18 protein-coding genes, 1 other RNA gene and 1 pseudogene are annotated in these 20,846 nt (G+C 63.3%); 1 reads left to right on the top strand and 19 read right to left on the bottom strand.

The window, feature by feature from the left end:
- Positions 1-63 precede the first annotated feature (63 nt).
- The 15 genes from ftsA to mraZ all read right to left on the bottom strand — a co-directional run bounded on the left by ftsA (position 64) and on the right by mraZ (position 17,244).
- Positions 64-1,371: a cell division protein FtsA gene (gene ftsA / locus NKH50_RS00445; RefSeq protein ID WP_254818984.1), complete on the bottom strand. Its 1,308-nt coding sequence runs from the start codon at positions 1,369-1,371 to the stop codon at positions 64-66.
- Positions 1,368-2,309 (bottom strand): cell division protein FtsQ/DivIB, encoded by a 942-nt coding sequence (locus NKH50_RS00440; RefSeq protein WP_352875927.1) that lies wholly within the window; start codon positions 2,307-2,309, stop codon positions 1,368-1,370. The genes ftsA and NKH50_RS00440 overlap by 4 nt, the downstream gene beginning before the upstream one ends.
- Positions 2,297-3,223 (bottom strand): D-alanine--D-alanine ligase, encoded by a 927-nt coding sequence (locus NKH50_RS00435; protein ID WP_254818986.1) that lies wholly within the window; start codon positions 3,221-3,223, stop codon positions 2,297-2,299. Before NKH50_RS00435 ends, NKH50_RS00440 begins: the two co-directional genes overlap by 13 nt.
- 310 nt (positions 3,224-3,533) lie before the next feature.
- Complete coding sequence (gene murB, locus NKH50_RS00430) at positions 3,534-4,499, bottom strand: UDP-N-acetylmuramate dehydrogenase (protein ID WP_352505601.1); 966 nt, start codon at positions 4,497-4,499, stop codon at positions 3,534-3,536.
- Entirely contained in the window at positions 4,496-5,902 is a 1,407-nt protein-coding gene (gene murC / locus NKH50_RS00425; RefSeq protein ID WP_254818988.1) for a UDP-N-acetylmuramate--L-alanine ligase, read from the bottom strand. Before murC ends, murB begins: the two co-directional genes overlap by 4 nt.
- On the bottom strand, positions 5,899-7,026 hold the full coding sequence (gene murG / locus NKH50_RS00420; protein ID WP_352505599.1) for an undecaprenyldiphospho-muramoylpentapeptide beta-N-acetylglucosaminyltransferase: 1,128 nt from the start codon (positions 7,024-7,026) through the stop codon (positions 5,899-5,901). Before murG ends, murC begins: the two co-directional genes overlap by 4 nt.
- 1 nt (position 7,027) lies before the next feature.
- Positions 7,028-8,179, bottom strand: a complete 1,152-nt coding sequence (gene ftsW / locus NKH50_RS00415) for a putative lipid II flippase FtsW (RefSeq protein WP_023676765.1) — start codon at positions 8,177-8,179, stop codon at positions 7,028-7,030.
- The gene (gene murD, locus NKH50_RS00410; protein ID WP_352475373.1) at positions 8,179-9,579 is read right to left on the bottom strand and encodes a UDP-N-acetylmuramoyl-L-alanine--D-glutamate ligase; all 1,401 of its coding nucleotides are present in this window, start codon (positions 9,577-9,579) and stop codon (positions 8,179-8,181) included. Before murD ends, ftsW begins: the two co-directional genes overlap by 1 nt.
- Positions 9,580-9,587: 8 nt before the next feature.
- On the bottom strand, positions 9,588-10,670 hold the full coding sequence (gene mraY, locus NKH50_RS00405) for a phospho-N-acetylmuramoyl-pentapeptide-transferase (protein ID WP_254818991.1): 1,083 nt from the start codon (positions 10,668-10,670) through the stop codon (positions 9,588-9,590).
- A gap of 24 nt (positions 10,671-10,694) precedes the next feature.
- Entirely contained in the window at positions 10,695-12,128 is a 1,434-nt protein-coding gene (locus tag NKH50_RS00400; protein WP_352875922.1) for a UDP-N-acetylmuramoylalanyl-D-glutamyl-2,6-diaminopimelate--D-alanyl-D-alanine ligase, read from the bottom strand.
- Positions 12,125-13,579 (bottom strand): UDP-N-acetylmuramoyl-L-alanyl-D-glutamate--2,6-diaminopimelate ligase, encoded by a 1,455-nt coding sequence (locus NKH50_RS00395; protein ID WP_352687570.1) that lies wholly within the window; start codon positions 13,577-13,579, stop codon positions 12,125-12,127. Before NKH50_RS00395 ends, NKH50_RS00400 begins: the two co-directional genes overlap by 4 nt.
- Before the next feature lie 54 nt (positions 13,580-13,633).
- Positions 13,634-15,379: a peptidoglycan D,D-transpeptidase FtsI family protein gene (locus tag NKH50_RS00390; protein WP_352875920.1), complete on the bottom strand. Its 1,746-nt coding sequence runs from the start codon at positions 15,377-15,379 to the stop codon at positions 13,634-13,636.
- Positions 15,376-15,753: a cell division protein FtsL gene (gene ftsL / locus NKH50_RS00385; RefSeq protein WP_352875918.1), complete on the bottom strand. Its 378-nt coding sequence runs from the start codon at positions 15,751-15,753 to the stop codon at positions 15,376-15,378. Before ftsL ends, NKH50_RS00390 begins: the two co-directional genes overlap by 4 nt.
- A 4-nt stretch (positions 15,754-15,757) precedes the next feature.
- Positions 15,758-16,789 (bottom strand): 16S rRNA (cytosine(1402)-N(4))-methyltransferase RsmH, encoded by a 1,032-nt coding sequence (rsmH, locus tag NKH50_RS00380; RefSeq protein WP_352875916.1) that lies wholly within the window; start codon positions 16,787-16,789, stop codon positions 15,758-15,760.
- Positions 16,786-17,244, bottom strand: a complete 459-nt coding sequence (mraZ, locus tag NKH50_RS00375) for a division/cell wall cluster transcriptional repressor MraZ (protein ID WP_352875914.1) — start codon at positions 17,242-17,244, stop codon at positions 16,786-16,788. The genes rsmH and mraZ overlap by 4 nt, the downstream gene beginning before the upstream one ends.
- Positions 17,245-17,649: 405 nt before the next feature.
- Here mraZ and NKH50_RS00370 point away from each other — a divergent pair, with 405 nt between their 5' ends.
- On the top strand, positions 17,650-18,765 hold the full coding sequence (locus tag NKH50_RS00370) for a cystathionine gamma-lyase (protein ID WP_352875911.1): 1,116 nt from the start codon (positions 17,650-17,652) through the stop codon (positions 18,763-18,765).
- On the opposite strand, the gene NKH50_RS00365 is transcribed toward NKH50_RS00370, so the two are convergent.
- The 4 genes and pseudogenes from NKH50_RS00365 to NKH50_RS00350 form a co-directional block, all read right to left on the bottom strand.
- Entirely contained in the window at positions 18,745-18,966 is a 222-nt protein-coding gene (locus tag NKH50_RS00365) for a type II toxin-antitoxin system RelE/ParE family toxin (protein WP_352875908.1), read from the bottom strand. The genes NKH50_RS00370 and NKH50_RS00365 overlap by 21 nt on opposite strands.
- A 72-nt stretch (positions 18,967-19,038) precedes the next feature.
- A pseudogene (locus NKH50_RS00360) lies at positions 19,039-19,322 on the bottom strand (type II toxin-antitoxin system ParD family antitoxin).
- Positions 19,323-19,475: 153 nt separating this feature from the next.
- An RNA gene (rnpB, locus tag NKH50_RS00355) (RNase P RNA component class A) lies at positions 19,476-19,874 on the bottom strand.
- A gap of 59 nt (positions 19,875-19,933) precedes the next feature.
- Positions 19,934-20,677 carry a lytic transglycosylase domain-containing protein gene (locus NKH50_RS00350; protein ID WP_352687560.1) on the bottom strand — a complete coding sequence of 248 codons (744 nt, stop codon included), beginning with the start codon at positions 20,675-20,677 and terminating at the stop codon, positions 19,934-19,936.
- Between the last annotated feature and the right edge of the window lie 169 nt (positions 20,678-20,846).

Raw genomic sequence — 20,846 nt, 5'->3', positions numbered from 1 at the left:
TTCGTCCTTTGCCTTTCCCGCCGCTTCGCCGCCGCGGCCGCCTATGGGGCTGTCCCCGTCAAATTAAAAACTGTCTCTCAACCACTGACTCATTCGATGCAGTTTTCCACCTGTTCCGGTCATCCGAAGACCGGAAATTCCCTTCGCCGGGCGGCTCTCAAAGCTCGCCATCTGCGGGTAGATCAGAAGCCCGACGGGCGTCGAAAAAGCCGGCCCCTTGGCCGCCTCGGGCAGGCCTGCCACGCCAAGCGGGCGGCCAATGCGCACATTGCGGCCGAGAATGCGGCGTGCTGCTTCGGGCAGGCCGGCAAGCTGGCTGGCGCCGCCGGTCAGCACCACACGCTTGCCGACGGCATTGCCGTAGCCGGACTTGTTCAGCCGGTCGCGCAGCAATTCCAGCGTCTCGTCGATGCGGGCGCGGATGATGCGCGTCATCACCGAGCGCGGGATCTGCAACGGCACCTCGCCGTCCTCGCCGATCGGATGGATGGAAACCAGGTCGCGGTCGTCGGCACTGCCAGGCAGCGCCGAGCCATGCATCACTTTCAGCCTTTCGGCGGCATCGAGCGAGGTCGACAGGCCCTTGGCCATATCTAGCGTGACGTGGTTGCCGCCGATCGCGATGGCGTCGCCGTGGACGAACTTGCCTTCCGAAAATACCGAGATCGTCGTCGTGCCGCCGCCCATGTCGATGCAGGCCGCGCCCATTTCGAGTTCGTCGTCGACCAGCGCGGCAAGCCCGCTGGCATAAGGCGTCGCCACCATGCGCTCGACCGACAGATGCGAGCGGTTGATGCAGAGCTCAAGATTGCGCAAAGGCGCCGCGTCGCCCGTCAGCACGTGCATGTCGACGCCAAGCTGGTCGCCAACCATGCCGCGCGGATCGCGCACACCGCGCTCTGCATCCAGAGAAAAGGCTACGGGAAGCGAATGGATCACCTCGCGCTCGGCCCGCAGCGCCTGCTTGGCGCCGGCGGCAAGCACGCGCTTGATGTCGGCCTCGTCGGCCTCATGGCCGCCGAGATTGATGGTGGCCGAAAAAGCCTCGCTCTTCAACCGGCCGGCAGTCATGTTGACGATCAGCGAATCGACCGTCAGTCCCGCCATGCGTTCGGCGGCGTCGACGGCAAGACGGATGGCGTGCTCGGCGCGGTCGAGATCGATGACGACGCCCGATTTCACGCCTTGCGATTTCTGGTGGCCGATGCCGATCACCTGGACGCGATGCGAGCGTCCGCGCAGCAGCTTGCCATCCTCGCGCGGCTTGAGCTTGGCCACCACGCAGCAGACCTTGCTGGAACCGACATCCAGCACCGTCAAGATGCCCGACCGGCGCGCCGAAGCATCGCTATTGCCGCCAAGCCAGCTCATATCTTCGTCTCCGGCTTGCGCTTCAGCATCTTGGGCTTTTCGTTGAGCGCGGCCTGGCGCTGTGTCGCCGCCTCCGGCGTCAGCTGGACGACCAGACGATCGGAAAGGCGCATGTCGACGGCAGCGATGTCGCGCGTCAAAAGCCCGTTCTCGTGGTCCATCCTGACCAGGTCGGCAATCGCCTGGTCCTCGCCGTCTTCGGGAAGTTTGATCGTGATGCCGTTTTCAAGCTTGAGATCCCAGCGCCGTTCGCCGATGCGGATATAGCCCTTGATCCGCGCGGCGAGCTCCGGATAGTTCTTGATCTTCGCCAGGAAATCCGGCGCTTTGGCCGGTGCGCCGGTGCCGATGATCAGCGGCAGCAATATCTGCTTGCCGCCGGAGAACGGCGCAATGACGGCGCCGGATTTCTCGATGACCGAAAGCGCGCTGCCTTGCTGCCACAGCGCGAACGGCTCGCGCTCCTCGACGCGCACTTCCAGCGTATGCGGGTAGACCTTGCGCACTGCCGCGGCTTCGACCCAGGGTAGCGTGGTGATGCGTTCGCGCGCGGCTTCGGCATCGAAGCCGATCAGCGAGGTCCAGCCGTCGAGTTCCAGCCTGTCGAGAATATCGATCTCGGAAGTTTCGCGGTTGCCGACGACCTTGACCTGGTCGACGGCAAAGCCGGTGCGGGCGGTGACACTCTGGACGATGGCGTCGGCATGTCCGCCGAGATAGGCGCCATAGGCACTACTCGAAACAAGCAACGCCGCCGACAGCATGGCAGCGCAATAGGGCGGCGCTTCGAAGTCGCCCTCGCCGAGGCGCGCCAGCACGCGCACCGGCCGGCGGAGCAGGCGCGGCAGCACGAAATGGTCGAACGACAACGGCATGCCGAACAGCGCCGGCCCGGCCGCGCCCTTCCCCCTGCCCTGTCCCCACTTCAACGCAGACACGAAGCGTCCTCCACCATCCAACTCAACAAATCGCCGAACGAGTGTCCCGCTTGCGCGGCGATTTCCGGCACCAAAGACGTCGGCGTCATGCCCGGCTGGGTGTTGACCTCGAGCCAGACAATTTCGCCGTTTTCGGAGTGACGATCGTCATAACGGAAGTCCGATCGGGAAACGCCCCGACAGCCGATAGCTTGATGAGCCTTGAGTGCCAGTGTCTGTATTTTTTGGTAAATATTCGGTGAAAGTTTTGCCGGGCATTCGTGTTTTGATCCTCCCGCGACGTATTTTGAATCATAGTCGTAGAAGGAATGGCCGGTCGGGATGATCTCGCAGACACCGAGCGCCACATCGCCCATCACCGCGCAGGTCAATTCCCGCCCGTGCACATAACGCTCGACCATGACCGTATCGCCGTATCTCCACTCGGACGAGCCGATGATCTGCGGCGGATGCGACTGGCCTTCATGCACGATGACGACACCGAAGCTCGACCCTTCGTTGACCGGCTTGACCACATAGGGCGGCTTCATCGGGTGCTTGTTCTGGATGGCGAAGCGATTGGCCACCTTCGATTCCGCCACCGGAATGCCGGCCGCCTTGGCGACCTTCTTGGCCTGTTCCTTGTTCATCGCGAGCGCCGAGGCAAGCACGCCCGAATGCGTGTACGGAATGGCGAGGTACTCGAGGATGCCCTGGATGGTGCCGTCCTCGCCGAAAGGGCCGTGCAGTGCGTTGAAGACGACGTCAGGCTTGAGCGCGCTGAGCACCGAGCCGATGTCGCGCGAGACGTCGACGCGGGTGACCTGGTAGCCCTCTCCCTCGAGCGCATCGGCGCAGGCTTTGCCCGACGACAGGGACACGGGCCGCTCGGACGAGAATCCTCCCAGAAGGACGGCCACGTGCTTGCTTGTCATTCCCCGTTATTTCCTCTCACAGCAGGCCCGCACTATCGTGCATGACCCGAAAAACATCGCGCACACTCACACGCCGAGCAACTTCGCTCCGTGTTTCCGCAACATTGAGTCCGAGTCTCCCGGCAGGTTGCCCCCCAGACGGAAACGCGAGCAACGCGTCGAAACGACTCAAATCAGGAAACGCTTCAGGGCAGAGAATCAGAGAGTTGATTCGCTGGCAAGTGCTTACGATTCCGATGGATTCACTTTCCGCAAAAACGGCAGCAAAATGTGAATTCATGAGTCCGAAAAGCAACGGCGGTCGACTTGCCTAAAGCAACTGCCCAAGAAATTCCTGGACCGCATGGCCCGGCCGAAAATTACCGATGCGCTTGATCTCCCACTGCAGCCGGATGCCCGATTTTTCGAGCACGCGCGCACGCACCGTCTCACCGAGATATTCAAGCTCGTACCCGGTGGCGGTTCCGGTGTTGATCATGAAGTTGCAATGCATCGGCGACATCTGCGCCCCGCCGACCATCAGGCCGCGGCAGCCGGCCTTGTCGATTTCCTTCCAGGCCGAGGTGCCCTCGGGATTCTTGAAGGTCGAGCCTCCGGTTTTTTCGCGGATCGGCTGCACGGTCTCGCGATGGTTCTGGACAGCATCCATCGCGGCCTTGATCGCCGCCTTATCCTCTGGAACGCCTTCGAGCAGCGCCGATGTGAAGATCAGCCCCGACGGCGCCGCTGAATGGCGATAGGCATAGCCCATGTCGGCATTGCTCAGCGTATGAACATTGCCCTTGCGGTCGAGTGCCCGCACCTCGACCACACGCTCGCGTGTCTCGACGCCATTGGCGCCGGCGTTCATCCTCAGCGCTCCGCCAATGGCGCCGGGAATGCCGTGGTAAAAGTGAAAGCCACCAATGCCGGCCTCGTAGGCAACGGCCGCAAGACGCTTGTCGGGCGTTGCGGCGCCCGCCTTGATCATGGTCGGCGCAATCACTTCGGTCTCGCCAAAGCCTTTGGCCGAAAGCCGGATGACGAAGCCCGCAATGCCGCCGTCACGGACAAGCAGGTTCGAGCCGACGCCGACGATGGTCAGTGGTATTTCCTCGGGCACCGCCTTCAGGAACGCGGCAAGATCGTCCTCGTCGGCCGGCTGGAACAATGCGTCGGCGAGCCCGCCGGCTCGGAACCAGGTGATCTTGTCCATCTCGGCATTGGGCGTGATGCGGCCGCGCAGTCCGGCAAGCCGGTCGCCAAGCTTCTCGATCAACGCCTGGCCGCGCATCATGAGATGGTCCCGCCGAGTTCCCTGGGCAGCGCATAGGCCCATTGGGTGATGTTGCCGGCGCCGAGGAAAACGACGAAATCGCCCGGCTTCGCCACCTCGCGAACGATCGGCCCGATCGCCGCCGGACCTTCGATGTAGCGTGCGTCGCGATGGCCGCCGGAGCGGATGCGCGACACCAGTGCGTCGGACGTAACGCCGTCGATCGGTTCCTCGCCGGCCGCATAGACGGGCGCCACCATTACCGTATCGGCGTCGTTGAAGCAGACGGAAAACTCGTCGAACAGATCGCGCAGCCGGGTGAAGCGATGCGGTTGGGTAACGGCGATGATGCGGCCCTTGGTGGCGCTGCGCGCGGCCTTCAGTACCGCCGTGATCTCGACTGGATGATGACCGTAATCGTCGAACACATCGACACCGTTCCACGAACCGGTATGGGTGAAACGCCGCTTGACGCCGGCGAAGGACGACAGGCCCTTCTTGATTGCCTCAGCCGAAAGGCCGAGCTCATGCGCGACGGCAATCGCCGCCGTCGCATTGGAGACATTGTGACGTCCGGGCATGGGTAGCCGCAGACCTGATATCGTTATCTGGCCGTGCGTCTTGCGATCGCGGATCACCACGTCGAATTCCGAGGTCGGGCCGTCCATGCGGTGATTGGTGAAGCGCACGTCGGCCTGCGCATTTTCGCCATAGGTGATGACGCGCCGGTCCTCGATGCGGGCGACCAGCGCCTGCACCTCGGGATGGTCGGTGCACATCACGCCGAAGCCGTAGAACGGCACATTCTCGACGAACTGACGAAACGCCTCGCGCACTTTGTCGAAGGAGCCGTAATGATCGAGATGCTCGGGGTCGATATTGGTGACGACGGCAATCTCGGCCGGCAGCCTGAGGAAGGTGCCGTCGCTCTCGTCGGCCTCGACCACCATCCATTCGCCGTCGCCCATGCGGGCATTGGTGCCATAGGCATTGATGATGCCGCCATTGATCACCGTCGGGTCGAGCCCGCCGGCTTCGAGTAGCGTCGCCACCATCGAAGTCGTCGTCGTCTTGCCATGCGTGCCGCCGATCGCGACCGCTTGGCGGAACCGCATCAACTCGGCTAGCATTTCGGCGCGCCGCACGATCGGCAGCAACTTCTCTCTCGCCGCCTTCAGTTCCGGATTGGATTTCTTGATTGCGGTGGAGACGACGACCACCTCGGCCTCGCCGAGGTTTTCGGCCTGGTGGCCGACGAAGCATTCGATGCCCTTGTCGCGCAGCCGCTGCACATTGGCGCTGTCGGCCTGGTCGGACCCTTGCACCTTGTAGCCGAGATTGTGCAGCACCTCGGCGATGCCGCTCATGCCGATGCCGCCAATGCCGATGAAATGCACGAGGCCGATCGTCTGTGGCATCTTCATTCGTGCGTCTCCTTCCTGAATTCCGAAACGGATTTCCTGGACGCAATAGCCTCTGTCAGATCGGCGAGCAACCGCGCGGCATCCGGTTTTCCGGATGATTTCGCCGCCGCGGCCATTGTCGCCGCCCTGCCCGGATCATCCATCAAGGCCCCGATCAACGCAGCAATGTGCTCGGGCGAAAGCGTGGATTGCGGATGCACCTCGGCGCCGCCCGCTGCCGCAAGGGCCGCCGCATTCGCCGCCTGGTCGTGGTCGAGCGCGTGCGGATAGGGCACCAGCAGCGCCGGCCGGCCGATCACCGCGATTTCCGATACGGTCGATGCGCCGGAGCGCGACATCACCAGATGCGCCGCCGCCAGCCGCTTTGCCATGTCGGTGAAGAACGGCGACACCTCGGCCCCAATGCCAAGTGCGGCATAGGCGGCTTTCACCCGCGTCACATCGTCGGCGCGCGCCTGCTGTGTGATCGCCAGCCGCCTGCGCTGTGCGTCGGAAAGCCGGGCGATTGCCGCCGGCACCGCGTCGGAAAAGAACTGCGCGCCTTGGCTGCCGCCAAACACCAGCAATCGGAACGGCTCTTCGCCGGCCGATGCGGCATAAGGTGTCTTCGCCGCCTCCAGCACTTGCGGTCTGACCGGATTGCCGGTGGTCACCGTCTTGGCGCCTGCGGCACTGCTGTCTTCAGGCAGGAACCCACCGGCAATGGCGTCGACGCGGCCGGCAAGCGCGCGGTTGGCGCGGCCCATCACCGCATTCTGCTCGTGGATCAGCGTCGGCACCTTGCGCCGGGTCGCCGCGTAAAGCGGCGGCAGTGTCGGATAACCGCCGAAGCCGACCACGATGGCGGGCTTGATGCTGGCGATGACGGCCGATGCCTGCCGCACGCCGCGCCAGATTTTCCAAAACGCGGCGAGCACGGCAAAAGGATTTTTCGACCCCATCGTCGCCGACTGGATCGGATGGATGGCGGCTGCCGGGAACTGTCCGGTAAAGCGCTCGGCGCGCTCGTCCGTCGCCAGATGCACCGTCCAGCCGCGCCTGGTCAGTTCGTGCGCCAACGCCTCGGCCGGGAACAGGTGTCCGCCCGTGCCGCCTGCCGCCAGCAGGATGACCCCCTTCGCCATCTCACTCCGCCGGCATCGCACGCGGCGACGGCATGAAGCCCAGCTGCTTGCGCTTTTCCGGGCGCTTGCGCGTCAGCGCCAGCACCATGCCCATCGAGATGGCGATCGCGATCTGCGAAGAGCCGCCGTAGGAGATGAACGGCAGCGTCATGCCCTTGGCCGGCATCAGCTGCAGATTGACGGCCATGTTGATGACCGACTGCAGTCCGAAGACCGTGACCAGGCCGCCAACCGCGTAGCGGGTGAAATCGTCCTGCTCCTTGAGCGCCGTGTTGAGACCGCGCAGCACGATGAAGCCGAAGATGGACATGATGAAGAAACACATGATCAGCCCGAATTCCTCGCCGGCGACGGAGAAGACGAAGTCGGCGTGGCTGTCGGGGATGACCCGCTTGACGGTACCCTCGCCCGGCCCGACGCCGAACCAGCCGCCATTGATCAGCGCCTCGCGGCCCATATCGACCTGGAACGTGTCGCCCTCGCCGGTCATGAAGCGGTCGATGCGGCCGGCAACGTGCGGGAACACCGCATAGGCGGCGAACACGCCGCCGACGCCGGCAGCACCCAGCGCGACGATCCACAGCCACGGCAACCCGGCCATGAAGAACATCACCCCCCAGGTGCCGAGCACCAGCATAGTCTGCCCCAGGTCAGGCTGCGCCACCAGCAGCGAGATAACCAGTGCAAGCAGCAACATGGCGAACAGATTGCCGGGAATGTCGGGCTGCCGCTTGTGCTCGGCGAACAGCCAGGCGCAGATGATGACGAAGGCCGGTTTCAGGAACTCGGATGGCTGGATCGACAGGCCGGCAAGCGACACCCAGCGCCGCGCGCCCTTCACCTCGACGCCGATATAGAGCACTGCCACCATCAGAAACAGCATGATGCACAGCATGACCAGCGCCATGCGCCGGATCTGCCTGGATTCAAGGAACGAGACAGCCAGCATCACCCCAAGTGCCGGAATGGTGAAGATGATCTGGCGCGTCGCGAAGTGGAAACTGTCGAGCCCAATGCGCTCGGCTACCGCCGGGCTTGCGGCGAAGGACAAAACGATGCCGAGCCCCATCAGCGACAGGAACGCCGCCAGGAACCAGCGATCGATCGTCCACCACCAGGTCGCAACCGGGCTTTTGTCGAGACGGCTTTGCATTATCGTGTCCCTCCGATGGGCATCACGCCATCAATGGCGGTTACGGCTTGCCTGAACGCCTCGCCGCGCACTTCGAAATTCTTGAACTGGTCGAAACTGGCGCAGGCCGGCGACAGCAGCACCACCGCTTCGCCGCTACTATCCCTGGCTGCATCACGGGCGGCGTGTTCGACTGCCGCGGCCAACGTGCCTGAGATCTCGTAAGGCACCGCCTCGCCCAGCGTCGCCGAAAAGGCCGGTGCAGCTTCGCCGATCAGATAGGCCTTGGCGATGCGCGGGAAGAAGCCGCGCAAGGGCTCGATGCCACCCTCCTTCGGCAGGCCGCCGGCAATCCAATGGATACGCGCAAAGCTCGACAGCGCCGGTGCAGCGGCATCGGCATTGGTCGCCTTGGAATCGTTGACGAACAGCACATGCCCTTTGCGGCCGACCTGCTCCATGCGGTGCGCCAGCCCCGGGAAACTCTCCAGTCCGGATTGGATCTCGCCGAGTTCGAGCCCGACCTTGAGGCAGGCGGCGGCGGCGGCCAGTGCATTCTGCGCATTGTGCTGGCCGCGCAAGGAGCCGATGCCTTCGAGGAAGGCGACCCGGCTGTAGCGGCCGTGCACGGCTTCCATTAAATTCGTACCGTCGGCAAAATAACCGTCGGTCAGTGGCAGGCGCTTGGAAATCCGAATGACCTGCCGGCCGGCCCGCTCCAGCCGGTCCGCGATCTGGGCGCACCAGGAATCGTCGACGCCGATGATTGCCGTCTCGCTGCCGGCCACCAGCCGCTCCTTGATCGAGGCGTAATGTTGCATCGTGCCATGGCGGTCGAGATGGTCCGGCGTCAGATTGAGCAGGACGCCGGCCGTCGGATTGATCGAGGGGGCAAGGTCGATCTGGTAGGAAGAGCACTCAACCACATAGTGCCGCTCGGGCTGCGGCGGATCGAGCGTCATCACCGCACGGCCGATATTGCCGCCCATCTGCGTGTCGCGCCCGGCCGACTTGAGTATGTGCGCCGTCAATGCCGTGGTCGTCGACTTGCCGTTGGTACCGGTGATCGCAATGAAAGGTGCTTCCGGCGCCCGCGCCGTCCGCTCGCGGCAGAAAAGCTCGATATCGCCTATGATCTCGACGCCGGAGCCCCGCGCGAGCTCGACAGTCCAGTGCGGCTTCGGGTGCGTCAGCGGCACGCCGGGCGACAGCACGAAGGCGGAAAACCTCGCCCAGTCCGCGCCGCGCAGGTCCGCGGTTGCAATACCGACCGCGCCAGCCTTGGCGACGCTGTCGGGATTGTCGTCCCAGGCCAGCACATCTGCGCCGCCTTCGATCAGCGCGCGCGCCGTGGCGATCCCCGAGCCGCCGAGCCCGAAGAGCGAAACGCGCTTGCCTGAAAAGGATGCGGCGGGGATCAAGCGGCCTCCTATCTGAGCTTCAGGGTCGACAGGCCGACCAGCGCCAGGATGACAGCGATGATCCAGAAGCGGATCACCACCTGGCTTTCGGTCCAGCCGAGCTTTTCGAAATGATGGTGGATCGGCGCCATCAGGAAGACGCGCTTGCCGGTCATCTTGAAGTAGCCGACCTGGATGATTACCGAGAATATCTCGACAACGAACAGGCCTCCGACAATGACCAGCACGATCTCGTGCTTGGTCGCCACCGCGACCGTGCCGATCAGCCCGCCCAGCGCCAGCGAGCCGGTATCGCCCATGAAGATGGCCGCCGGCGGCGCATTGAACCACAGGAAGCCGAGCCCGGCGCCGATCACCGCTCCAAGGACCACCGCCAGTTCGCCGGTACCGGGCACGAAATGGATCTGAAGATATTCGGCGAATACCGCGTTGCCGGAGAGATAGGCGATGACGCCGAAGGACGCCGCCGCGATCATGATCGGCACAATCGCCAGTCCGTCGAGGCCGTCGGTCAGGTTCACCGCATTGCCGGCGCCGACGATGACGAAGCACGAGAACGGGATGAAGAACCAGCCGAGATTGACGAGAAACTCCTTGGCGAAAGGGAATGTCAACGATGACGAGAACGGCGCCTGGCCGTTATGCATGATCACCCAAGCGGCGATGCCTGCGATGGCAAATTCGAGCCCCAGCCGCGCTTTGCCGGAAAAGCCGAGATGCGATTGCTTCGTCACCTTGAGGTAGTCGTCGTAAAAGCCGATCGAGCCGAACCCCAGCGTCACCAGCATCACCACCCAGACGTAGATGCTCGACAGGTTCGCCCACAGCAGTGACGAACCGATGATGCCGGACAGGATCATCAGCCCGCCCATGGTCGGCGTTCCCGCCTTCTTGAAATGCGTCTGCGGCCCGTCGGCGCGGATCGGCTGTCCCTTGCCTTGCCGCAGCCTCAGCGAATTGATGATGGTCGGTCCGAAGATGAACACGATCAGCGCCGCTGTGATCAGCGCCCCGCCGGTGCGGAAAGTTATGTAGCGGAAGACGTTGAAGACCGAGATCTTGTCCGCAAATTCGACGAGCAGTGTTAACATGCGCTTGCGTCCCCCGGACCGATCCTAGGTCTGTCTGCTGGTTGTGGCTTCCGCCGGAAACTTGCCGAGCAATGCCTCGACCAGCTTTGAGAAGCCTATGCCTTTCGACGATTTGATCATAACCACGTCGCCGGGCCTCAACTCCGACAGAAGCACCGGTTTCAGATCTTCCGCGCCGGCGCGGTACTCCGTCCTGATCTCGCCGGGCAAAACGTCGGCCAGCGCCCGCATTTCCGGGCCGCCGAGAAAAACTGTGCGCGTGTCGGTGCCGACGATCAGGTCCGCAAGGGCGGCATGCAATTTCGCCGAATGGCCGCCGAGCTCGAGCATATCGCCGAGCACGGCAATGCGCCTGCCCTCGCCCGACACTGGCGTCGTGTTGAGCAGCGCCATTGCAGCGCTCATCGACGCCGGATTGGCGTTGTAGCTCTCGTCGATCAGCGTGATCGGCCCCTTGGGGTGGCGCAGCATATAGCGTTTGCCGCGTCCGCGTTCGGGCGAAAGATCGGCCAGCGCCTGCGCAACCCTGGTGACGTCGGCTCCGACAAGATGCGCTGCACCCAGCACCGCCAGCACATTCTGCACCATATGGCGGCCCGGCGCGCCGATCCTGGCGACGATCTCATGCCCGCCAATCTTGGCGGTTATCACGGAATGATCGGCATCGAGTTCGCATTTGATCAGTTTGAAGGTCGCCCGGGCATTCTCGCCGAATCCGTAAACATGCTCGACGCCGGCCTCTTTCGCCATCTTCTCCAGCAGCTTCCAGCGCGCATCGTCGCGGTTGAGAAGGGCGGCACCGCCGGGTTCCAGTCCCTCGAAAACCTCTGCCTTGGCCTTGGCGATCTCGTCCAGGTTGCGGAAGAAGCCGAGGTGAGCGGCCGCGATCAGCGTAATGATGGCGACATGCGGCCGGACCATCTTGACCAGAGGCCGGATCTCGTCCGGATGGTTCATGCCGATCTCGAAGACGGCAAAATCGCAATCCTGCGGCATGCGCGCCAGCGTCAGCGGCACACCCCAGTGATTGTTAAACGACTGGGCCGATGCATGCACGGTACCGACCGCGGAGAGAGCGTGGCGCAGGGCTTCCTTGGTGGTGGTCTTGCCCGCCGATCCGGTCACGGCAATCACCCTCGCCTTTGAGCGTGCGCGCGCCGCAACGCCGAGCTTTTCCAGCGCGACGAGCACATCCTCCACGACGATCATCGGTGCCGTCAGCCGCCCCAGCGACGGCAGCTTGCCCTCGGCGACGACCAGCACGCCGGCGCCCGCCTTGATGGCGGCGGTGACGAAATCATGGCCGTCCATGGCCTCGCCCTTGACGGCGAAGAAGGCGTCTCCCGGCTGCAGGCTGCGGCTGTCGATGGAAATGCCGGCGATGCCTTCAGGCATCGGACCGAGCGGCCGGCCATCCATGGCGGCAACCAGCGCCTCGGAGGTCCACAGATAGCTCACGCCGCTTGCTCCCTGAGCGCCGAGCGAACTTCCTCGTGATCGGAAAAATGCAGCGTCTCGGCACCGATGGTCTGGCCTTCCTCATGGCCCTTGCCGGCCACGATCAGCGTATCGCCGGCGTGAAGCATCCCGACTGCCTGGTGGATGGCCTTGCGCCGGTCGCCGATCTCGATCGCCCCCGGTGCAGCCGCCAGGATCGCGGCGCGGATCGTCTCGGGGACTTCCGAGCGGGGATTGTCGTCGGTGACGATGACGACATCGGCCAGCCTCGTGGCGATCTCGCCCATGATCGGCCGCTTGCCCCGGTCGCGGTCGCCGCCGCAACCGAATACGACGATGACGCGGCCGGTGGTAAAGGGGCGCACCGAAGCCAGCACGTTTTCCAGTGCATCCGGCTTATGAGCATAGTCGACATAGACGGGCGCCCCGTTGGCGGCCGTCCCGACAAGGTCGAGCCGTCCCGGCGCGCCCTTCAATTTCTCCAGCGCCATCAAGGCTTTGGCAACAGATGTTCCAGTCGAAATGGCGAGGCCGGCCGACACCAGCGCATTTGCAATCTGGAAGTCGCCAGCCAGCGGCAAGTCGACTTCATGGAGAACGCCGTCCGCTTCAACCTCGGCGCGCTGGCGGTGGCGCTCGTGCTCGACCCGCTTCAGCCGCAGGAAATCGCCGTGGCGTCCGACCGTCAGCACGTTCAGTCCCGCTGCATGCGCCGCTTTGATCGTCGGCTCCGACCACGGGTCGTCGGCAAAGATGACGGCCGGCGCGCCCTTCGGCAGCAGCGCGTCGAACAGACGCAATTTGGCGCGATGATAGTCCTCGACCGTCGGATGATAGTCCATATGGTCGCGGCCGAGATTGGTGAAGCCGCCGGCCGTAAGCTTGACGCCGTCGAGCCGGCGCTGGTCGAGGCCATGGCTGGACGCTTCCATCGCGGCGTGGGTGACGCCGGCCTCCGCCAGCTCCTTGAGCAGCCTGTGCAATGCCACCGGATCCGGCGTGGTCAGCGAGCCATATTCGTTGCGGCCCGGCGCCACCACGCCGGTCGTACCGATCGAGGCGGCGGCGAAACCCGCCTGCTCCCATATCTGCCGGGTGAATGCGGCGACCGAGGTCTTGCCGCTGGTTCCGGTCACCGCGACCATGGTTTGCGGTTGCTTGCCGAAATAACGGGCCGCACTCTGCGCCAGCGCAAGGCGCGGATCGTCTACGACAAGAACCGGAACTGGCAGCCCGGCGACCGCACTCCCCTTGCCGACCACGATCGCTGCAGCGCCGCGGCTTGCGGCGTCGGCTGCATAGGCTGCGCCATCCGCCTTGGAGCCGGTGAGCGCGAAAAAGACGATGCCCTCTGTTACCTGGCGGGAATCCGACGAAATCCCTGTAACCTCCATGTCGAAGGGAGCTGTCCCATCGACAGGCAGGATACCGGCTAGATTTTTCAGCTTCATCGAACCCCGTTCATCGCAACAAAATAGCGCGCAGTTGCCGGCGCGCCCGAAGAATCACTGATAGGAAACCAGCGTTGCACCATTTTCATGGCTGAAATCTGGCTTCACGCCAAGCATGGAAGCCGCACGTCGGATGATGTTTGCAGCCATGATGCCCGCGTTCGAGGCGGCCGTAGCACCCATGCCGGGCTTTTCCGGCTTCGGTTCGTCGGCGATCGTAAGCACTATGTATTGCGGATCGTCCATCGGGAAAGCTGCAACGAAGGCGTTGAAATTCTTTTCCTTCGAGTAGCGGCCGTTGACGACCTTCTCCGCCGTTCCCGTCTTGCCGCCCACCCGGTATCCTGGCACCCGTGCATTGCGACCGGATCCCTTTTCGGCATTGAGTGCATAGAGATAGCGCATGCCCTCGACCGTCTTGTCGCTGACCACTTTCTTGGCCACCGCCATCGCCTGCTCCTGCGTGCGAGGCAGGAAGGTTGGGTCCATCAGATAGCCGCCATTCATCAGCGCGGCGCAGCCGACCGCTGTCTGTAGCGGAGTCGTCGACACGCCGTGGCCGAAGGCGATGGTGATCGAATTGACCTGCTTCCAGACCTTGGGCTCGGTCGGCCGAGCGACTTCCGGCAGTTCGGTCTGCATCTTCTCGAGGATTCCCAGGCGATGCAGGAATTCGCGGTGTCCGTCGATGCCAACCGCTTCGGCTTCCTTGGCAGAACCGATATTGGACGAGTAGATGAACACTTCCGGAACTGACAGTATCCGGCCCTTGGCATGGAAATCATGGATGGTTTGATGGCCGATCCTGATCGGGCGCGACGCGTCGAAGCGGCTTTGCAGCGTTATCTTGCCGGAATCGAGCGCCATGGCGGTGGTGAAGCTCTTGAAGGTCGACCCCATTTCGTAGAGGCCTGCGGACATTCGGTTGAGCCGGTCCTTGTCCTGCGCATTATAGGGGTTGTTCGGATCGAAATCCGGAACGGAGGCCATCGCCAGCACCTCGCCGGTCTTGACGTTGAGCACGACGGCGCCCGCCGCGATCGCGTGGTACTTTTCCATGCCGGTGGCGACCTCGTCGCGCACGACATGCTGGACGCGCAGGTCGATCGAGAGCTGCACCGGTTTCAAATCCTTGGCCACCGCCAGGCCCGACGCCTGAAGGTCGCTCAAGCCTTGTTCGTCTATGTATTTCTCCATGCCGGAGATGCCCTGATTGTCGATGTTGGTGAGGCCGACAATGTAGGACGAGGTTTCGCCGGCCGGATAGAACCGGCGCTTTTCGGTGCGGAAGCCGAAGCCGGGGATGCCGAGCTGCATGATGTCGGCCTGCTGCTTCGGCGTCAGTTGCCGCTGCAGCCAGACGAAGCCGGCGCCGCTCTTCAGCTTGTTGTATGTCTGCTCGTAGTCGATCTCGGGAAGCACCGTCGACAGTTTTTCGATCGCCTCGTCGGCATCGACGATGCGGCGCGGCTCAGCAAACAGCGACGCCGTCTTGATGTCGGTCGCCAGCACTTCGCCGTTACGGTCGACGATGTCGGGTCGCGATGCCGTCACCCGGCTCTGCGGGCCGCCCGACAGGTCGGGATTCTGGAAACCCAGATAGACCAACCGCCCGGCAATGGTAGAATAGATGCCGAAGAACACCGCCATCGTCATGACGATGCGGGTCCTGCCCTTGCCACCGGTCGCCTTGCGGGCGCCTTCGACCACGATCGATCCGCCCGCACCGGGCCTCGAACCGCGCTTCAGCAGCCTCCCAACCTTTGGAAATCTGGCGGCGATTGGAAATCCGCTGATCATTGGATGATGCCTCCGGTCACCACGGGATCCTTGCCGCCGACATCGGCCATGCCGCCCAGCCGCTGCGATGAAAGGTCCTCGATGTTGACGGGCTTCGCCGGCAGATCGTCCAGCCCGACGATCTGCCGCGCATTGACCGGCTCGAGTCCGAGTTGCGATTTGTAGATTTCGGTGAGCTTTTGCAGGCGCGACGGCTGGGTAAGCAGGCTCCAGTCCGCCTTGAGCAGGTCGATCGTGTCCTCTTCATAACGGATCTGCGCCTGGATCTTGTGCACTGTCGCCAGTTGCTCCTCGGCCTCGCGCTTGGTCTTGTAGGTCAGGGCAGCCGCCGAAACCATGACGGCGATCAGGACTATGTCGCTGGTACGAAACACGTGCTCACCTCTCTCCCGGTCGATCGGCGCCGGGAAGCTTTGGGCCAGGCAGTTTTGGCAGGCCGAAAATCGAAAAATCGCCGGCACGCGCCGGCGCCTCTGTACGGATCGCAGCGCGCAGCCTTGCCGAGCGCGCCCGCGGATTTGCCGATATCTCGGCATCGCCAGGCGTCACGCCGCCGCCCTTCTTGGTGAAGGTGGCGGTGCGCGCCTGGGCCTCGGGCAGATGCCGCGATCCGGTCGCTGAATCGGCTCTGTCGGCGATGAAGCGCTTGACAATGCGGTCCTCGAGGGAATGGAAGGTCACCACGACAAGCCGCCCGCCCGGTTTCAGCGCGCGCTCGGCGGCAAACAGTGCCTTGGCCAGTTCGCCGAGCTCGTCATTGACGAAGATGCGCAGCGCCTGGAAAACGCGGGTGGCCGGATGGATCTTGTCTTTCGGCGCGCGACCGATATGCGTCTCGATGGCATCGGCAAGGTCGAGCGTGCGCTCGAAGGGGCGTTTTTCGCGACGGCTTTCGATCATGCGGGCGATGCGCCCGGCATGGCGTTCCTCGCCGAGAAAACCGAAGATGCGGGCAAGATCGCCCACCTTGAAGGTGTTGACGACGTCGGCGGCGCTCAGGCCCGCCTGCGCCATGCGCATGTCGAGCGGTCCATCGGCCCGGAACGAAAAGCCGCGCTCCGGCTGGTCGATCTGCATGGAGGAGATGCCGATGTCGAGTACGACGCCATCGGCACTTTCAACCTGCTCGTCGAGCGTCGAGAACGGTGCCTGGACAAGCCTGAGCTTGCCGCCGGACTGCTGTTCAAGGGCCCGCCCCGCCGCGATCGCATCCGGATCGCGGTCGATGGCGACGACCGAGGCTCCGCTTGCCAGAATGGCCTTGGTGTAGCCGCCGGCACCGAACGTGCCGTCGACGATCACCTCGCCTTTTGTCGGGGCCAGCGCCTCCAGAACTTCGGCAAGGAGGATCGGAATGTGGCGGGCTGGTCCGCCAGCGGCATGAACTTCATCGCCGTCGCCCGCCATCATTCCGGCCGCTCCCTGGGCTTCGTCCCCTGCCGAAGCTGCAAAAGCCGGGCGCGTGCTTCCGTCCCATAGGCGCTGAGCCGTCCGGGCTCCCAGATTTGAAAGAAATTGCCGCGGCCAACGAAGGCCACTTCCGCTGAAATGCCGGTATGCTCGCGAATGAAATCGCTCATCGTGATACGGCCGTCCTGGTCGAGCTTCAGAAACGTTCCATCGCCATGGCAGAAGAACGACATGTCGTCCGCCGTCTGCAGGAACGGGTCTTCCTGGGCGATGCGCTGCTCGTAGCGATCGAGCAGGTCGAGCCCACCGACATCCATCGCCGGGCGATCCAGGCAGCGTAGCGCATAAAGTTCCGAATAGCCGCGTTTCTGCACAACGGCACGGAAATGCGCCGGCACGGACACCCGTCCCTTCGCATCGATCCTGTTCACCGCGTTCGACAGAAACCGGTCCATTACGCGTTACGGCCGCTTGCGCCGCCGCACCCCTCTGTATCTTCCTGTCCGCGCCGCCCCAGCCCGGTCGGCGTCCAAAACCCACTTCGTTATGACGGGCGAACGCAGGCAAACGCGCAGCCGCCGCGGCTGCCCGATTGGCGTACGCTTCACCCTGACACGGAACGAAGGCTTGAGTATCGGAATGGGATATCATGGGGTGTTATGGGCGTCAACGGGAACAGTCTTCAAAACGCGCCTGCCACAACTGGGGAGAGCAGCTTTGACGGCACTCCCGTCTTTATCCTCTATTAAGCCTAACGAAGCGTTTAGAGCCGTGTGGCCCAACCGGAGCCGACTTGCTGCGGATCGCTGCCGCGCATAGCCTCGGCATCTCCTTTTCCGGTCAGTAACGAGGTTGAAATCATGTCCGAAACAGCCAAGTCACGCGCCGCAGCACTTCCCCATCTGCGCCGCGGCGGGCTGGCCAAGGGCGACCCGATCCCCTTGCCCCTGACCATGGCCGCCATCTTTCATGCGCCCGGCGACGCCACCGGCTTCGATCAATATGGCCGCTTCAGCAATCCGACCTGGGATGCGGTCGAGCACATGCTGGCGCATTTGGAGGACGCCCCATGCGTCGCCTTTCCCTCGGGAATGGCTGCCATCTCGGCGGTATTTTTCGGCCTGCTCAAAGCCGGCGACCGTATCCTGCTGCCGTCCGACGGTTATCATACGACGCGAGCGCTGGCAGACCGTTTCCTGAAAGCCTTCGGCGTTGCCTACGATGTCCGGCCAACGTCGAGCTTCCTCGACGGCGGCTTCGACGGCTATCGGCTTGCCTTCGTCGAAACACCCGCCAACCCAGGACTGGACATATGCGACATCGCAGCCGTCGCCGAAGCCGTGCATAGAGCGGGTGCGGTGCTTGTGGTCGACAACACGACGATGACACCTTTCGGCCAGCGCCCGCTCGATCTCGGCGCAGATATCGTCATTGCTGCCGACACCAAGGCACCAAACGGCCATTCCGATGTGCTGTTCGGCCATGTCGCCAGCCGCGACGCGGACATTGTCTCGAGGGTGACCGACTGGCGCGAGACGTCGGGCGCCATCCCCGGGCCGTTCGAGGCATGGCTGGTGCATCGCGGCCTCGAAACGCTGGACGTGCGCTTCGACCGCATGTGCACTTCCGCCGAAATGATAGCGCAACGGCTGAAAAACCATCGCGCTATCAGCGGCTTGCGCTTTCCGGGACTGGAGAGCGACCCATCGCACAATCTTGCCCGCGCCCAGATGGAGCGCTTCGGCTTTCTCATCTCGTTCGTGCTCGCCTCGGAGGACAAGGCCGAGGATTTCATCAACAATTGCGCCTTGATGCAGGCCGCGACATCGTTCGGCGGCGTGCACACCTCGGCCGAACGGCGATCAAAAAGGGGAGATGCCGTTCCGCCCGGCTTCGTTCGCCTGTCGGTCGGCTGCGAGCCGGTAGAAGAGCTTTGGCAAGCGATCGAAGCGTCGCTAGATGCAATCGGTGGCTGAGCCGGCGTCGATCTTGCGCCGGCCGTGGAGGACGCGAACGATTTCGATCGCCTCTTCGACGACACGATACAGGGTGAGGTATTCGCCGACGATCAGGTGACGGATGCCGGGCGCGATGTCTTCGCGCGCGCACCTGAGAAGGGGTGCAGGGCAGCAAATCTCACCGCCTTTGCAAGAGATCCACGAGCCGAACCGCCGCATTTGGATTCTGTTCGGCAATGTAGTCGCCGATGGCTTCGACGTCGATCAATGCCTGAGGAAGCAGGCGGTATTTCACTCCTCAAGGCCTTTGGTTCCGGCCATTTTCAGATATTTGGCGCGCAGCCGTTCCATGATTGGCGGCCCGTCCAGCCCCGGCCCGCTGTCGATCCCTTCCTGCACCAGTCTGCGCAATTCCTCGACGGTGTAGCCGAGCAGGTCGCGCCGATCCTTCCACTGTCGCAGCGCATCGCGGATCACCTCGCTCGCCGAGGCATTCGCCGGCGGCGACCACGTCATCGACCGCCGCCGCCAGTTCCGGCGACAGCGTGAATGCTGCGTTTGTCAACGTGGCCCATGGCGCCCTCCTGATCACCCCCCTCAAATGGTACGACTAAATCGTACCATTTCAAGGTTGTCGCACTCGGCTGCAGGGGTCGAAAGTGAATCAACAGCTGCGCCCGAAGGCGCAACCTGCTGATATCAGGGATTTCCGCCATAATGGGTAGAAAACTGCCAGCTGGCCTGTAAGCCGGGTTCTGTATGGCCCTCGCCCCTTGCGGGGCGAGAACGCGGCGGCCATTCATCTTGGGCACATGTTGCCATGCGCCTCACGCAACCTACCCGGACGGTGAGCCGGAAACAGCCCCCGAGGGTTTCCCCTCGCACCGTCCCTATTCGGTCTTGCTCCCGGTGGGGTTTACCGTGCCGCTCCTGTTGCCAGTCGCGCGGTGGGCTCTTACCCCACCCTTTCACCCTTGCCACGATTGGATCGTGGCGGTTTGCTTTCTGTGGCACTTTCCCTGGGGTCGCCCCCGCCGGCCATTAACCGGCACCGTGTCTCCATGGAGCCCGGACTTTCCTCACCCGCAGCCTTTCGGCTTCGCGGGTGCGGCCGCCCGGCCAGCTGGCAAGGCGTATAAAGGGGTTCGGGCCCGAAAACGCAAACGAAAAAGCAAGTTATCCCTTGTCAGGCGGGCGCTCCAAGCGCTGCCAGTTGCACCTTGACCTTGCCGCAATAGGCTGCGGACACCGGGTTCATCCGTGTGGCGGCGTGGCCGGCATTGTATTTCAGGATCGTGCCGCAGGTCGTGCCGCCGCCGAGATCCCGCGCCATGGCAAGGTACTTCATGCCGTATTTGATGTTGGTATCGGGATCGTAGAGACCCTGAACCGAACCGCTATAGCCCATCATTCTTGCCGTCGCCGGCTTGATCTGCATCAGGCCGATCTCGCCAGCGCTGCCGACCTGGTTCGGCTGGTAGTTGCTTTCGATCTTGATGACGGCATTGGCGAGCGACACCGGCACGCCATAGCTGGCGGCATAACGCGCAATGATCGCCGAATACTGTCCGCTGTCGCCGACAACCGCCGCCTGGGGCGCTGGCCTGCTCTTCGGAGCGACTGACGCCGTTGCCATGCGGTCGATGCGTTTGCGGTTACGCTTCACATGCTGTTTGGCGATTGTCTTTCTCGCAGCGGTTGGCCTTTTCGCGGAGACTGGCTTTTTCGTCCTTACCGCGGCCGCTTTTTCCACTTTCGCGATGGCGGTCTTCTCTACTTTTGCACCACCCTTCGGCATGGCGGTTTTGCCGGCTGCGGCACTGAAGCCCTGATCGGCCCGCTGGCTCAGCGGTGCGCTGTTTGCCGCACTGAAGGCAAAAGTCATTACGCCGGCAGCAATGGCTGCCGTTAAAACGGTCAATTTCTGCATGTGATCCTGTTCTGTTTGATCCGCACAAAGAACTTCGCGCAGATACCCTCAATCAACATCGGAACATCTGGGGGGATAGACGTCCGACAATCTGTACGGATCGCCTTTGACGACGGAATTGGCGCCAAAGAAGGCGACGCAAGTCACTTTGAGTAACAGATTGTAACTT

The organism is Mesorhizobium sp. M1027, from assembly GCF_040318745.1.
Taxonomy (GTDB): domain Bacteria; phylum Pseudomonadota; class Alphaproteobacteria; order Rhizobiales; family Rhizobiaceae; genus Mesorhizobium.
Note: the sequence above shows the minus strand (reverse complement) of the source record. Positions and strands in the feature narration are given on the sequence as shown.